Source organism: Salipaludibacillus daqingensis (genome assembly GCF_029891575.1).
GTDB classification, from domain to species: Bacteria; Bacillota; Bacilli; order Bacillales; family Salisediminibacteriaceae; genus Salipaludibacillus; species Salipaludibacillus daqingensis.
Map to the genome: position 1 here is coordinate 94,745 of NZ_JARZHF010000012.1, position 15,595 is coordinate 110,339.

At 39.2% G+C, this 15,595-nt stretch carries 14 protein-coding genes; all 14 read right to left on the reverse strand.

The window, feature by feature from the left end; translation table 11 throughout:
- Position 1: 1 nt before the first annotated feature.
- The gene (locus QDN89_RS20005; protein ID WP_280771945.1) at positions 2-547 is read right to left on the reverse strand and encodes a TlpA family protein disulfide reductase; all 546 of its coding nucleotides are present in this window, start codon (positions 545-547) and stop codon (positions 2-4) included.
- A 95-nt stretch (positions 548-642) separates the two neighbouring features.
- Positions 643-849 carry a copper chaperone CopZ gene (gene copZ, locus QDN89_RS20010; protein ID WP_280771946.1) on the reverse strand — a complete coding sequence of 69 codons (207 nt, stop codon included), beginning with the start codon at positions 847-849 and terminating at the stop codon, positions 643-645.
- 23 nt (positions 850-872) lie between these two features.
- Positions 873-3,269, reverse strand: coding sequence for a heavy metal translocating P-type ATPase (locus tag QDN89_RS20015; protein ID WP_280771947.1), 2,397 nt, complete (start codon positions 3,267-3,269; stop codon positions 873-875).
- A gap of 16 nt (positions 3,270-3,285) precedes the next feature.
- Entirely contained in the window at positions 3,286-3,612 is a 327-nt protein-coding gene (locus QDN89_RS20020) for a metal-sensing transcriptional repressor (RefSeq protein WP_280771948.1), read from the reverse strand.
- Between the two features lie 400 nt (positions 3,613-4,012).
- Positions 4,013-4,459, reverse strand: a complete 447-nt coding sequence (locus QDN89_RS20025) for an SRPBCC family protein (protein ID WP_280771949.1) — start codon at positions 4,457-4,459, stop codon at positions 4,013-4,015.
- 23 nt (positions 4,460-4,482) lie between these two features.
- A complete protein-coding gene (locus tag QDN89_RS20030) occupies positions 4,483-6,285 on the reverse strand; it encodes an ABC transporter ATP-binding protein (RefSeq protein ID WP_280771950.1) in 1,803 nt (600 codons plus the stop codon).
- Positions 6,282-8,039, reverse strand: a complete 1,758-nt coding sequence (locus tag QDN89_RS20035) for an ABC transporter transmembrane domain-containing protein (protein WP_280771951.1) — start codon at positions 8,037-8,039, stop codon at positions 6,282-6,284. Before QDN89_RS20035 ends, QDN89_RS20030 begins: the two co-directional genes overlap by 4 nt.
- Before the next feature lie 128 nt (positions 8,040-8,167).
- Entirely contained in the window at positions 8,168-9,241 is a 1,074-nt protein-coding gene (mnmH, locus tag QDN89_RS20040) for a tRNA 2-selenouridine(34) synthase MnmH (protein ID WP_280771952.1), read from the reverse strand.
- 156 nt (positions 9,242-9,397) lie between these two features.
- The gene (locus tag QDN89_RS20045; protein WP_280771953.1) at positions 9,398-9,607 is read right to left on the reverse strand and encodes a YneF family protein; all 210 of its coding nucleotides are present in this window, start codon (positions 9,605-9,607) and stop codon (positions 9,398-9,400) included.
- A gap of 127 nt (positions 9,608-9,734) precedes the next feature.
- The gene (sirA, locus tag QDN89_RS20050; protein ID WP_280771954.1) at positions 9,735-10,187 is read right to left on the reverse strand and encodes a sporulation inhibitor of replication protein SirA; all 453 of its coding nucleotides are present in this window, start codon (positions 10,185-10,187) and stop codon (positions 9,735-9,737) included.
- A 234-nt stretch (positions 10,188-10,421) separates the two neighbouring features.
- Positions 10,422-12,419 (reverse strand): transketolase, encoded by a 1,998-nt coding sequence (gene tkt / locus QDN89_RS20055; protein ID WP_280771955.1) that lies wholly within the window; start codon positions 12,417-12,419, stop codon positions 10,422-10,424.
- A 423-nt stretch (positions 12,420-12,842) separates the two neighbouring features.
- Positions 12,843-13,088 carry a DUF896 domain-containing protein gene (locus tag QDN89_RS20060; RefSeq protein WP_280771956.1) on the reverse strand — a complete coding sequence of 82 codons (246 nt, stop codon included), beginning with the start codon at positions 13,086-13,088 and terminating at the stop codon, positions 12,843-12,845.
- 236 nt (positions 13,089-13,324) lie between these two features.
- Positions 13,325-14,932, reverse strand: a complete 1,608-nt coding sequence (locus tag QDN89_RS20065; RefSeq protein WP_280771957.1) for a DUF4179 domain-containing protein — start codon at positions 14,930-14,932, stop codon at positions 13,325-13,327.
- A complete protein-coding gene (locus QDN89_RS20070) occupies positions 14,922-15,455 on the reverse strand; it encodes a sigma-70 family RNA polymerase sigma factor (protein WP_280771958.1) in 534 nt (177 codons plus the stop codon). Before QDN89_RS20070 ends, QDN89_RS20065 begins: the two co-directional genes overlap by 11 nt.
- Between the last annotated feature and the right edge of the window lie 140 nt (positions 15,456-15,595).

Consider the following 15,595-nt stretch of genomic DNA (forward strand, 5'->3'; position numbering starts at 1 on the left):
GTTACGAATCCCCCTTCAATAGCGCTTGAATTTCGGTTGTTAACTCTGAAGAAGAGATGGCTCCTGTTTTTCGGTACGTCATGATCCCTTGTTCATCTATAAACACTGTCGTAGGTACTGGCGGAACATAATAAGCGCTTGAAATAGCACCGTCTTCGTCCAACACATTTGTAAAATGAAGTTCATTTCTTTCAATAAACTGTTCTGCTTCTGACAAACGGTCATGCTGCCCTGCATTCACGCCGATAATGTTTATGTCTTCTCCATAAGTCTGGTACGCTTCTTCCATCGCTTCGCTTGATGCTTGACAATATGGACACCATGAAGTCCAGAAGTAAAGTACTGTTCCATTTTTACCGGCTCCGTTTAACTGAAATCGATCGTTTGTAAATGTTTCTGCATTAAAATCCGGAGCTTGATGTCCAGGCTGTGCATGTGCGATGGAACCCATCGTCCCTCGTTCGAAGTTTTGCTGTTCTTGAGCTAACCATAAAAAGCCACCTATAGAAATAACCATTAGAATAAACAACACTCTTTTTTGAATCATCTTTCCACCTACTTTTTAAAATACACATATAGGTATTATCATAACATAAAAAAAGAAGCAGAACCTATGATAAGGTACTACTTCCAATTGTTTTATTACTGTACGTCATACCCTTGTTCTTCAATTTCTTCTTTCAATGTTGCAACAGATACTTCGCTGTCATTAAATTCTACTGCTACGTTTTTCGCGTCTAAGTTCACTTCCGCTTTCTTTACGCCTTTGACGTTATTTAACGCACCTTCAACTGCTGATTTGCAGTGATTACATGTCATACCATCTACTTGAATTGTTTCTTTTTTCATTTTAAAATCTCTCCTTTTAATCTTTAATATTTATTTTCTAACTTTACCCTTTTTAAGCGTAAAGCATTAGAAACAACAGATACAGAGCTAAAGGCCATCGCCGCTCCAGCAATCCATGGCGCTAAAAATCCTAGTGCAGCAATTGGCAGACCAATAGAGTTATAAATGAACGCCCAGAACAGGTTCTGTTTTATGTTTCGCATCGTCAAATGACTTAAGCGAATCGCTTGTGGGATCGAGCGCAAGTCTCCTCGCATTAACGTGATGTCTGCCGCTTCCATGGCAACATCTGTTCCAGTTCCAATCGCCATGCCGATGTCAGCGGTCGCTAATGCTGGTGCATCATTAATCCCATCACCGACCATAATCACATGACGACCTTCATCTTGCAATTTTTTCACTTGATCTGCTTTTTGTTCAGGTAATACTTCAGATAAAACATCGTCGATACCAACTGACTGAGCAATAGCTTTGGCTGTTCGCTCGTTATCACCTGTGATCATCATGACTCGATAACCCATTTTTTTTAATTCAGCAACTGCTGCTTGAGACGTCTCTTTTACTTGGTCTGCAACAGCGATCGAACCGATAAGTTGATCGTTTTGTGCCACTAACATAACGGTTTTGCCGTCACTTTCTAGTTTTGCCATGTCTCGTTCATACTCATCTATCGAAATATGATGTTTCGCCATTAATTTCCGAGTTCCGATGAGCACCGTAGACTTTTCATAGTTGCCTTGTAACCCGTGACCAGGTATTGCTTCAAAATTATTTATTTCAAATAATGATAATTTGTCTTCTTTTGCTTTGTTAACAATCGCCATGCCGAGTGGGTGCTCTGAATAATTTTCGATTGATGCAGCGATTTGTAAAAGTTGTTCCTTTGAAAGGGATCCGAGAGCAACGATATTTGTTACTTCAGGCGTACCTTTCGTGATTGTTCCTGTTTTATCAAGAACCACGGTATCGGTATGGTGAGCACGTTCAAGATGCTCCCCACCTTTATATAAAATACCATTCTCAGCACCTTTACCAGTTCCAACCATAATCGACGTTGGTGTTGCTAATCCTAGCGCACATGGACAAGCGATAACTAGGACAGCCGTAAAGTTGATAAGCGCATCTTGGAAAGATGCTCCAGCGAAGAAATACCAGCCAACAAATGATACAACCGCAATAAATACGGCGCCTGGTACGAAATAACCTGCAATAATATCGACCATACGCTGGATTGGCGCTTTTGATCCTTGTGCTTCTTCCACCACTTTAATGATTTGTGATAACGTCGTTTCTTTCCCAACTTTTGTTGCTTTTAAAATGATCGATCCGTGTTTATTGATCGTGGCACCGATCACTTCATCTCCTTCGTTTTTGTCGACGGGGAGACTTTCTCCAGTTAACATCGATTCATCTACAGAGGAGTTACCTTTTGAAACGATACCATCCACAGGTATCTTTTCTCCTGGTTTCACTCGAACAAGATCATCAACGAGAACATCTGAAATTGGAATCAACATTTCTTCGCCTTGACGGATAACCATCGCTTTTTTGGCTTGAAGACCGATAAGCTTTTTGATCGCTTCGGACGTACTTCCTTTCGCTCTTGCTTCTAATAATTTACCTAATAAAATAAGCGTAATGATAACAGCACTTGTTTCGAAAAACAAATATACTTCCCCTGTTAATACGAGATAAACCGAATAGAAATAAGCCGCCGATGTCCCCATTGCCACGAGGACATCCATGTTCGCACTACCGCCGCGAAGCGACTTATATGCCCCTCTATAAAACTGCCAACCAGCATAAAATTGAACTGGTGTAGCCAATGCCCACTGCAAGTAACCGTTCATTAACCAATGCGGTAACAGCATCGATTCAGGATAAAAATGATCGATCATCGTAATGAATAACGGAATGGAAAATGCGAGAGAAAAAAGAAATAAAAACTTTTGCTTACGAACCGCTTCATCTTTTTTGTTTGCTTTCTCTTCATCATCTGCTTGATGAGGTTTTGCTTTAAAACCTATCTTTTCAATTCGTTTAATAATTGTTTCTTCATCTACCACCCCGGGGGTGTAAGTAATATTTCCTCGTTCCATCGTTAGATTTACCGATGCTTGATGGACACCGTCCAGTTTGGAAACGACTTTTTCAATCCTTGCAGAACACGCTGCACAAGTCATTCCCTCTATCGCTAAATCGAGTTTTTCTTCTTCTACTTTAAACCCTAGTTTTTCAATTTTATCGACTGCATCTTGCATTGTATATTTTTCATCATCATATTGTACTGTTGCTTTTTCCATCGTTAAGTTAACTGTCGCTTCGACGCCCTCTTGTTTGTTCAGTACTTTTTCAATTCTAGAGGAGCACGATGCACACGTCATCCCTTGGACAGGTAACTGTATTTTTTTTATCCCCATCTTGTTCCACCTCTACTTACGACTTCGAGAATTGCTGAATGACTTTCATCAATTCATCAATCGTTTCTTCCCCATCTCCTGATTGAACGGCATTCGTCACGCAGCCGCGAGTATGGTCTTCTAATAATTGATAGCCGACTTTTTTCAATGCCGCATTTATAGCAGATACTTGAACGAGAATATCGACGCAATATCGTTCCTCGTCTATCATTTTTTGAATCCCTCTCACTTGTCCTTCGACACGTTTCAATCGTGAGATCAACTGTTTCTTTTCTTCTTCCGTTCTCATCTTAACTGGTATTTTCTCTTGAGTAAGAGGAATTGTTAATTTTTCATCACTCATGATGGTCACCTCATCATTCCATTAAGTTTAAAAGTTATATGTATACCATACCCCCGGTAAGTATTTATGTCAACCAAGTTCACTTCATTGTCACAGGCGGGGAATGGGGACGGTTCTCATGCGGCAATTTGGAGATAAGTGACCGGATCGTGAGGCTGATTTAGTAATAATGATTTTAATTTCTCCATAGAACAGTGTTTTTTCACCATAGAGGTCCGAATTTTATCCATAGAAACCTGTTCTCACGCATAAGTTAGATTTTTCACGCACAAACTTCACTTTTCACGCATAAATCCATTTTTTTCACGCACAAAACCGGATTCTCACGCACAAATCCAAAAAACGAACGAAGAGAGTCAGACAATTCTGGTCTCTACGTCCGTCCAAATATCCATATCCCTTATTCTTCGCTTTTCTCCAAATAATTCTTAATATATTTCAAATGGTCCTGATCTTCCTTTTTTAGCATTCGAACAACTAACGGTTTCGTCAACCTCATCAGTAACTTCTCGGGGTGGACCGCTCCTTCAAACGAAATTTTCGTTTTCCTTTCATCCGTCTCTTGAAACGAATAAACATAGTCCACTGATAGTCCATTGGAGGAACTTTTGAATCCATATTTTTTATTATGATCACGTTGAATGATTTCAATATCAGTTCCTACTCGTCTGTTTGATAACTGGCGATATTCTCGGTATTTTCCACCAACTTGTTTTTCTTTATCATCCAAGCTTTCCACTTCTGACACGTTCACGAACATTTTTTCAGCATTTTTCGGATTTGCCACTGTCTCGAACACAACCTCGATCGGGCAATCGATCACAACTTTTTCAAATAAATCTGCCATAGCACTCTTCCTTTCCTACAAAGTTACACTTCTTCTTCCACCATTCCGAGTTTTTCTGCACCTTTTTGGAGTAAGTACATTTTCTCATACAACCCTTTTTGTTTTAACAGCTCTTGGTGATTTCCTTGTTCAACGATTTCCCCTTGATGTAAAACGAGGATGTGGTCTGCGTTTTTAATCGTCGAAAGTCGGTGGGCAATCGCAATCGTTGTGCGGCCTTTTCTCATCTTCTCAAGTGCTGCTTGGATTTCCGTTTCTGTTTCTGTATCTACAGTAGCAGTTGCCTCATCTAAAACGAGAATCTTTGGTTCTTTTGCCATCGTTCTTGCAAACGATAAAAGTTGCCTTTGACCACTGGAAAACGTCGATCCGCGCTCTCCAACAGGATGATTATACCCTTTCGGTAGTTTGGAAATAAACGAGTCAGCGTGGACAAAAGCCGCTGCTTCGATCACATCTTCATCCGTAATGTTTTTATCGAATAGGCGAATGTTATGCTTCACATCCCCAACAAACAAAAACGGATCTTGCATGACGAGTCCGATATTTTTCCTAAGTTCGTCATTATCATAACTTTCGAGATTATTTCCATCGATCACAATCTCTCCTTGTTTGATCGAATAAAATCTCATCAATAAATTGATAATCGAGCTTTTCCCACTGCCTGTGTGCCCGACAAGAGCTAACGTTTCTCCTTGCTTCACTTTAAAACTAATATTTTTCAATACATCTTGTTTGCCATCGTAAGAGAATGTGACATTTTTGAATTCAATTTCTCCACTAGTGATTAGCGGTTCGTCGTCTCCTTGTTTCTCAGGAGATAATTCGTCATGATCCATTAAACGAAACACTCTTCCTGCTGAAATCATCGCTTGTTGGAAAATCGAAAGCCTCTGCATGATTTGATTAACAGGTTCAAAAAAACGATCCAAATAGTTTACAAAAGCATATAATACACCAATTTCCACAGGGTTATTTAACGATGTGACGCCAAAAAACGTCAAAACAAGAACAAGTGCCATAATAGAAATAAAATCAACGGCTGGTCGTAATAATAACCCGTCTAGCTTCATGCTCTTATACCAAGCTTCGTGATGACCTTCGTTGATTTCCTGGAATTCTCGGTTCATTCTCCGCTCTTGACGGAATAATTGAATCACTGTCATCCCTTGAATCGACTCGTTTAAACGAGCGTTTAACTCGCTTAGTTTTTCACTCATTTGTGCATAATATTTCGAACTGAATTTTCGGTACAACTGCATAATGGTGATAATCATCGGTAATAGGATTAAACAGAACAACGCTAACTGTGGGTTCAAATAGAACATTGCCACAAATACACCGATGAGAAATACGATATTTTGGATAAAAGTAGCCATGACGCTCACGTAAAGTTCCTTTACTTGTTCGGTATCATTGGTGATCCGCGAGACTAATCCACCCGTTGGAAACTGGTCAAAAAACGATAAACCTAGTTTTTCGACTTTCTCAAAAATATCGATTCTCAGTTTTTGAATAATTTTAAGGGCAATTTTTTGAAACAATAAAAGCTGCGTATAGTTCATTATTGCTGCTGAGATGTGGAGAAGAATATACCCTCCACCTAACAACAGAAGGGGTTGAAGATCAAACACACGCGGTGTTAAAAAATCATCAATGAATATTTTAATTAAAATAGGACCAATTAATTCAGCACCTGTCCCACCAATCAGCAAAAGCAGCGCGATCGTAAGCCACTTCCAATGAGGTTTTGCATAGGAGAAAAGTCTTTTAAACACTGGTCCTTGAGCCAAAGGGGTCAGTAAATGTTTGTGACGATCAATCATGAAGATTCGCCCCCTTTATGAACCAACGTCTCCAACTGTTGATGGTCATACATGCTTCGATACCAACCACTTCTACTCATGAGTTGTTCGTGTGTACCGTGCTCCATTACCGTCCCTTGTTCCATGACGATAATTTGATCTGCATGTTTAATCGCACTTAACCTATGTGCCGTAATAATTGTCGTTTTACCTCGGCGATTTTCTCTTAAATGATTCAAAATTTGTTCTTCTGTTTTTGCATCAACAGCGGATAGTGAATCATCTAATACGAGAATTTCTGGATCTGCCAACAGTGCTCTTGCAATAGAAATGCGCTGCTTTTGTCCCCCAGACAAGGTGACCCCTCTTTCACCAACCATCGTTTCGTAGCCTTCATCGAACTGAAGAATATCTTCGTGAATCGACGCTAATCTCGCTGCTTCGATGATTTCTGCATAGCTAGCGTTTGGTTTAGCAAAACTTATATTATCCGCAAGCGTTGCCGAAAACAAAAAATGGTCTTGTGGTACATATCCGACGGCGGTACGAATAGCATCCAATGTATAGCGAACTATCGGTCGCTCATCAAATAAAATCGTCCCATCTTGAATATCAAAATCTCGCATTAACGAGCGAACGAGTGTCGTTTTCCCACTTCCGGTTCGTCCAGCAATTCCGAGCGTTTCTCCGCGCTTAATATGTAAGTCAATCGCTTGAAGCGCCGAGTCTTCTTCTTCATCATAGGAAAATGCTTCGATTTGAAACGTTACATCTCCTTGTGGAGGTTTCGTCAACGCATCTGGTTCATCGATGATATCTTGCTCCACTGCTAGTAATCTTCTCACACGGTCGTAAGATGCTCGACCTCGTTCTACGATATTAAATAGCCAGCCAAATGCCAACATTGGCCAAATGAGCAAACCTAAATAAACCGTAAAACTCGTTAACTGTCCGATAGAAATGTCGCCTGCAACAACGTACCTTGCCCCAAACACGATCGACAAAAAGAATGAAAACCCTACAATTAGAGAAATAGTCGGATCAAATAACGCATCTACTTTAGCCACTTCAATGTTTTTCTTCACAACATGATCCGATTCTTCTCGGAATGACGCCGCATCTTCTTCTTCATAACCAAAGGTTTTCGTCACACGAATACCTGACATACTTTCTTGCACTTTATCATTTAACGACGAAAAAGCTGCCTGAGCCTTGGAGAAGCGATGATGAAGCATCGACCCATATTTGCTTGTAGCAAGAGCCATAAAGGGCATCGGAATAAGCGCAATCAATGTTAGTTCCCAACTGATCGTCACCGCCATCGTTAAGATGACAAATCCACCCATCGTTAACGAATCAACGAGAGTCAGGACACCCGCTCCAGCCGTTTGCTCAATTGCTCGAATATCATTTGTAGAATGAGCCATTAAGTCTCCCGTTCGTTGTTTTTGAAAAAACGAAGACGACATCCTCGAAAAATGATCGTATAGTTGATTTCGCAACAAACGAGCTAGGCGGATTGATGAGCCAAAGATTAAAATACGCCATATGTATCTTAAAATATACACAGTAACAGCTAAAGCAAACATAATTAGCATCCACTGCCATATGATTTGCTCCGTTAACGTATTTAATGAAATATGGTCGACGATCACACCAACAATATACGGCGGTAATAAGGAGAGAATCGAAACAACAATCAAAATTAATATTCCTCCACCATATTGCCACTTTTCCTGCTTGAAATACCACATTAAATCAATAAAAACTTTCATGTGTGGCACACCTCAATTTCAATATTTTCAGTAACTGTAAAACAATACCATCGTTATTTTACCACAGGAATGTTGAAAATAGTGAAAAGGTTTTCAAAGCACGATAACACCGAAACTATTCGATACTATCAAACATCTTGTCCAATAAACGTATCCATTTTCTTTTGGATGACAGACGTAATTTCATCTTCGTCAAAGTCATTTAGCCTAATCGTTTTCTGCTCTTCACTCTGGTCATAATCTTGGTTTTTATGGTTATATCTTGGATCATAGTAATGTTGCAATAATAGTCCAAATAATTCTTCATACTGCTGATTTTCAAGTGTTTCTTCCACACGTTGCTTCACATCAGTTGGTAACCGTTTTTTTATTTTATCGACCCCTTCAGCGATCTCATCCGAAAACTGGAAGGGACGATAATCTTCCATAATATGATTGACTCTTCGTTCTAATTTATCTTCAATATGTACAACACTTCCTTGTTCTTTCTGTTCCAAGATAAACGGTGGAAGAACAATTCGCCCAATTCGTTGACTTTCCGCTTCAATAATCATTGTTTTTTGCTCAGCGTATTTTTCAAGTTCACGAACTAAATCAAATTCAAATTGCTTTTGACTCGTCTGAGGTAATCCAATATGTCCAAACACAGAACCACGGTGACTTGCCAACCCTTCGAGATCAATAACGGGGTAACCACGCTCTTTTAATTGCAACAGCCACTTCGTTTTCCCCGTACCTGTATGCCCACCTAATACGATCGTTTTCCAGTCCATACCAGCAAATTCGTCAAGTTTTTTCTGCACATTTTGCCGTACGGAACGAATCCCGCCATCTAATCGTAGCACTGGAAGTTTCATCGCAAGCATCATCGAAACAAAGGACCCACTTCTCATGCCACCTCTTGCACACGTCACAACTGGGATCATTCCAGGATGATCTTGCTGCAATTGCATCCACTGCTCATAAAATTCCGGTAGTTTACGTGCGTATACATCGACCCCTACTTTTTTCGCCTTTTCTATACTTTTTTGCTTGTAAATCGTTCCCACTAGCTTTCGCTCAACGTCGGAAAACAACGGTATATTTATACTTCCTGGCAAATGAAATTCTGCAAACTCCGATGGCGATCTCACATCTATGACGTAGTGATTATTGTCGTTTACTTGCTCATAAGATATAGATGGAAAAGTATATTCTTGCATATATGTATTCACCTATTTCATTTAGATTTTTAAAATCTTCAACCCTCTAGAAATATTATAGAATACCAGACCTCGAAAAGAAAACGGCCCGTTTTATAACGAATGATACTGCTTAACCTTGGTATGAAAAAACACCCCTTGTCGGAGTGTTCGTTCTTATTTTTGGTTATTCATCGCTTTCATCATTTGGTTAATCTTCTTTTGCGATGGATTCTGACCCATTTGCATCATCATCACTCGAAGCATCTTCTCATTAATTGGTGGATTTTTCTTCATGTAATTCATCATGTACTGTCTAGCAATAAAGAATCCAATCGCGATTCCTGCTAACAGAGCGATGACACCGATTAAAATATATACCCACATCGGCGTTGACCCTCCTTCTTCTATCTACTACGTTGTCGGATAGTAAGTTATTTTCTTGTGAACCCTATTCATTATACATGATTCAAACCCACTTTAAAAGAGCCTTGGAAGTTTTTTCTCTTATTCTCTACCTTTCATCCATAATGTTCATCACTTGAATTGGACGTAACCATCCAAATTTATTTGTATCGTGATTAAGTGCTAGAAAAAACGGCTGGTAGTTTCGCAACACTTCAAAAAAACTTGTCTCCGCATCAATACTTCCTCTAGCAGTTAAAATCATCTTTCCAGGATATAGTGTCAGTTGTGCATAATTTTTGTTTTTCATCTCATTCAACGTATGAGTATTATCCGAATAAGAATAATCCTTTTTATGAAAAAAGGAATGATAAATATATTCATTTAGTTCTTTTCTTTTATAGTCTTTTGTAATATATCGAATTTGATGAGTAGTTAGTGTTTTGAGAAACCCTTTTGAATAAACATTTTCCTGAAAAAGCTGATACAATTTCTTTTCCATTCCACTATACATATAAGCGACTTCTTCATCGATCAATACAATCTCATACTTTCTCAACAAATTCATCATCCCCTTTTCATTCTATACTATAGAACGCATGCGAACGTTGGACTTTCTTTATTACTTAAGTATAAAAGACAAGGCCTCATTCGTTTGTCACAATGTGTAAGGAGAGATTGACTAATTTTGTCTATCGATAGCTTCTTTTGGTAGATGCCCGTCGATTTCGAACATCTTATTCTCTAAAGACAACAAAAAGCACCTGGTTCATAAAACAAACCAGGTGCTACCTTTTTATTTTTCTAAAAGTTGTTTGAAACGATTTACAACGTTCTCAGGTGTAAATCCGTATTCTTTCAAAATCACATCTCCAGGAGCGGAAGCACCGAACATATCGATACCTAAAACAGAACCTTCGCTACCAGTGTAACGGTCCCAGCCTAATGTCGCACCCATTTCAATACCTAAACGATGCTTCACTTGTGATGGAATCACAGATTCTTTATACTCTGCAGATTGTTTTTCGAAACGATCCCAACTTGGCATACTTACAACAGATACGTGAATACCTTCTTTTTCTAACGCATGTTGCCCTTCTACAGCTAAGGATACTTCAGATCCTGTAGCAAGAAGAATACCATCTAGGTCGCCATTCGCTTCTGATACTACGTAGGCACCTTTTTTCACACCTTCATATGCATTCTCTTTCGTAGCAGGAAGTGTTGGCAACCCTTGACGAGTTAGTACGAGCGCATGAGGTTGGTCTGTGCTTTCAAGTGCCACTTTCCACGCTGCCGCCGCTTCATTTCCATCTGCTGGACGAACGATGGACAGGCCTGGAATAGCTCTTAAAGCTGCTAACTGCTCTACAGGTTCATGGGTTGGCCCATCTTCCCCTACAGCAATACTATCATGAGTAAACACGTACGTTGCTGGTATTTTCATGAGTGCAGATAGACGAAGCGCAGGACGTAAGTAATCAGAGAACACGAAGAATGTTGCTGCATATGGCTTCAATCCGCCGTGTAACGTCATACCATTCACTGCTGCTGCCATCGCAAATTCACGAACACCAAACCAGATATTTCTTCCAGCGTAGTTATCACGAGAGAAATCTGATTCTCCTTTTAGCATTGTTTTATTGGAAGAGGCTAAGTCCGCAGAACCACCAAACATACTTGGAACGTTCTTCGCAAGCGCATTTAATACGTCTCCACCTGATGCACGAGTAGCAGCATTATCTCCTACTTCATAAACAGGAACATCTTTATCCCATCCTTCAGGAAGTTCTCCATTCATCGCTGTTTCTAACTGAGCTGCAAGTTCAGGGTGTGCTTTTTTGTAAGCAGCAAACGTGTCATTCCACGCTGCTTCTTTTTTAGCGCCTTCCTCAGCAAGAGCTTTGTAATGATCACGAACTTCATTAGGTACGTGGAAATCTTGCTCAAATGTCCACTTGTACGCTTCTTTTGTCATTTTCACTTCGTCTTCACCAAGTGGTGCGCCGTGTGAAGCAGACTTACCGCTCTTGTTTGGAGAACCATATCCAATAACGGTTTTCACTTCGATCAATGTCGGGCGATCATCCGCTTTTGCTGATTCAATCGCTTTCGAAATAGCAGCTAGATCATTTCCATCTTCTACACGAATCACTTGCCATCCGTATGCTTTATAGCGATCCTCTACACTTTCAGAAAATGATTGGTGAAGCTCTCCGTCTAGTGAAATGTCATTGGAATCATAAAATACAATTAATTTGCCAAGTTTAAGATGTCCTGCTAATGAGGAAGCTTCCGAAGATACGCCTTCCATTAAATCTCCATCTCCACAAATGCTATATGTATAATGATCAACAACATTGAAGTTGTCTCGATTATAAGTGGAAGCTAAGTGCCTTTCTGCCATTGCAAATCCTACTGACATAGCAATTCCTTGACCGAGCGGTCCAGTTGTTGCTTCGACACCAGGAGTATGACCAAATTCAGGATGTCCAGGTGTTCTACTTCCCCACTGTCTAAATCCTTTAAGGTCTTCCATCGTGACATCATATTCATGTAAGTGAAGCAAGCTATATAGTAACATTGAGCCATGGCCTGCAGATAAAATGAAGCGATCACGGTTAAACCAATCTGGGTTTGATGGATTATGATCCATATACTTAGACCATAACGTGTAAGCCATTGGTGCAGCCCCCATCGGCATTCCTGGGTGACCAGAGTTTGCCTTCTCAATGCTATCAATCGACAATGTACGAATCGTATTAATGGACATATTGTCAATATTTGTTGACATAAAATATCAGCCTCTTTTCTTTTAATTTGCTCAAATCTACACTAATCATATACTTTCTCGAGACGTTAGACAACCGTTATTCGATGAGAATTTAAGATATTTCATGATAAAACATTTCTTGAAAACGGGAAAATAATTGATCATTTATTTTTTATACAAAAGAAATAACAAAAGCGTTTACATAGCTTTTGTTATTTCTTTCCGAACGAAAAAGTCTATTATTCGTAAGGTTTAGATACCTCCAAATAAGTTATTATGGATAAAGGATCATCGTAAATTCCGCTACGCCACAAGCATTTCACTAGCTTTTACATTAAATGATAACAACGTGTGTATTGTTAGAACTAGTCGGTTACTGATCCGGTTTATACTAGAATAAACACGGGCAAGCCTTCTCCTATAATATTTCTAGTCAATGCTCATTTAATGCAACGGACCTTTATTTTTATTTTGTTCTTTTTCATGTTTTAATTTTTCTGGTGTTACGTCATTACCTTCTTCATCCACCACTTTTACAGACGTTAATTGATTTTTAAAAGATTGTCGAACGTTTTGTAAATATTCTTCTCGAAGCTTTTTTTGCTCTTTCTGTTCTTTTAAGGAAAGACCTTCTGCTTTCGCTTTTTTAGCCAATTCATTAATTCGCTGAAGTTTATCGTTGCTTATCACTTGAATTCCTCCATTATTGTAAAATACTCGTTTCATCTTATTAAACAATAGGAATGATTTCAAGTAATATTGTTTTTCTCACATATTATATTTGCTGTGGCAGAACTCATCTGTTCTTTCTTTCATAAAAGTACAAATTGAACTTCCAAAGTTATTCTAACTAAAAACTTCACATTTCAATCTATAAAACACGAAAGAGGCTATCTCTCTCGTGTTTTTATAAATGAAAAGTTTAGTTAATCTTTTAACAAATCCACTTTGATCGATTCGTTAAGCTCTTCTAGAGATGAGTGACCTTGAATCATAAGCGTTCCGCTAAGCTGATCCAGAGCGTTCGCATCCTCTTCTTCTCGTTCAAGACGGAAATAATGTTCGTGCGACATCACTCGAGGCTTGTCAAACTCATTGATAGCAAACGCCGCTTCCGGACCATAAATTGTCCCGCCCTCATCAATGACTTTCGGCATAACTGAACTTCCTCGTGTTTGATAACCTTCCACTTTGACATTCGCATTCAACTGGTCATAAACTCGATCTTGATCAATGTCCTCTTCCACCTGTAAGATTAATTCTCCATTTTGCTCTTCTGCTTTAATCAACGTGACTTCATTACCTAAATAAATGAACGATGTTGGTAATTCATTAATATGAAACGACACTTCTTTCATCTCATCAAATGACCTCATTTCTTGCCCGAAATCAATTTCGAGTTGATCAAACGTTTCGAAGTAAATCGATTCAAAGGATACTGTTGCTGAAGAAAACTTGCTATTATCTGCACTACTATATACACCTGGTCCAAACATTTCTTCTTCATAAAGTGTTCCGTTCACGTTAATCCCCGCTAGTGAAACAAAGTCCGTAACAAATTCTTGCTCTACTTCATTATTCAACTCAAATTCATAAACGAGTTGAGATGTCGTCGGACCAATAAGTAACTCTTGAAACTTAAACCGATGCCCATTCACTTCATAGATCTCTCCATCCAAATCATATGTGCGAAGGGGATGCTTCGTAAGTGATACTTCAAACGACCACTCTCCTTCCACTTCTTCTGACTCATAAGAATATGGATCAATACTGCTCTCTTCATTGGTTGTTCCTTCTTCCGGTAGAAACTCTAGCTTTGTTAGTAAAAGGTCCATACTAGCTTTTTCCGTTTCAATTGGTCCAAAAGTAATCTTCCCTTGATTAAATCCTTCTTCTTCTTCATATAAATTCACATGACTGCCAAGCGAATTGTCATATTCTTCTTGTGATGGCCAGATCTCATCTTCATTTTTAATATGAATCCCCTCTGAAAACACCGGAGACAATTGCCGGTCTCCTTCCAAATCTTTCACTTCATAATATACAACCGTTTGAATCTCATCTGCAATCACATCAGTAATCGTCAAGCGAACGCCATTATGTTCAACAGACTCATTTAAGCGCTCACCGTAACCTGCTTCAATAACTCGGTCTCGAGCTTCCAGATCACTTTCAGTGACGTCCTGCCAAAAAGTAGAAAAATCGCGGAACCCATCTGTCGCAAAAGCTGTAGCTACAAGTAAAAAGCTAAATAGTGCAGCTACTACACCTGCCCACCAACGCTTCACTCGTCCAGTCGTTTTAAAACCAGCTCTTTCATTCACATTTTCTTCAAGCCGAGAGAGCCACCCTGTTGGCACTTCTACTTCATCGTTCGTTCGTATGAGAATACCATGAACTTCTTTTAGCTCTTCCAATTCTTTTCGACAAAGAGGACACGTCTTAACGTGAGCTAAAACTTGATTACGATTCGTTTCATCCAAAGTCTCATCGAGTACTTCCATCAGTTGCCACTGACACGTTTCACATTTCATGTGATGACCTCCTTTCTTCTCTTGCACGTACCTGCTTTAAACTCCGGTGCACTCTTGTTTTGACAGTGCTTTCTTTCTCTTCAAACACTTCTGAAATTTCACGATAGGAAAAGCCAGCCATGTATTTCATGACTATATACGTCCGATCTGGCTCGTCTATAGGACTCAACAGATCATCTATTTCTACTCTCCTCATTCCATGAGAGTCTTCAGCAGCTTCTTTATAACCACTAAGAGGAACTGTTTTTTGATTTATACGGATCATTTGTTTGCATTCGTTTATAAAAATTCTGATAAGCCAAGTCTCAAAATAAACTGGCTCCTTTAACTTGCTAATGTTATCGAATACCCTTAGAACAGTGTTTTGCAATGCATCTTCCACATCTTCTCCTCTTTTTAAATAGGTGTATCCTATACGGAAAAGCTTCTGTTCTCGTTGACTTAGCCATTCGAGCAGCAACTGCATCTTTTGCTTTTTTAACGCTTTTACAACTTTTCTTGTATCTATTTTATCTGCCTTCATTTTTCTCCCCCCTTTTTCTCTAACTGTTAGATATTTTACAATTGCACTTCGTTTCAATTATTTTTGATTAATATTTTTCACTTGTTTATGGATGATTATCTTTTATAAAAAACTAGTTTCATTGCCTCATCGATTTTTCG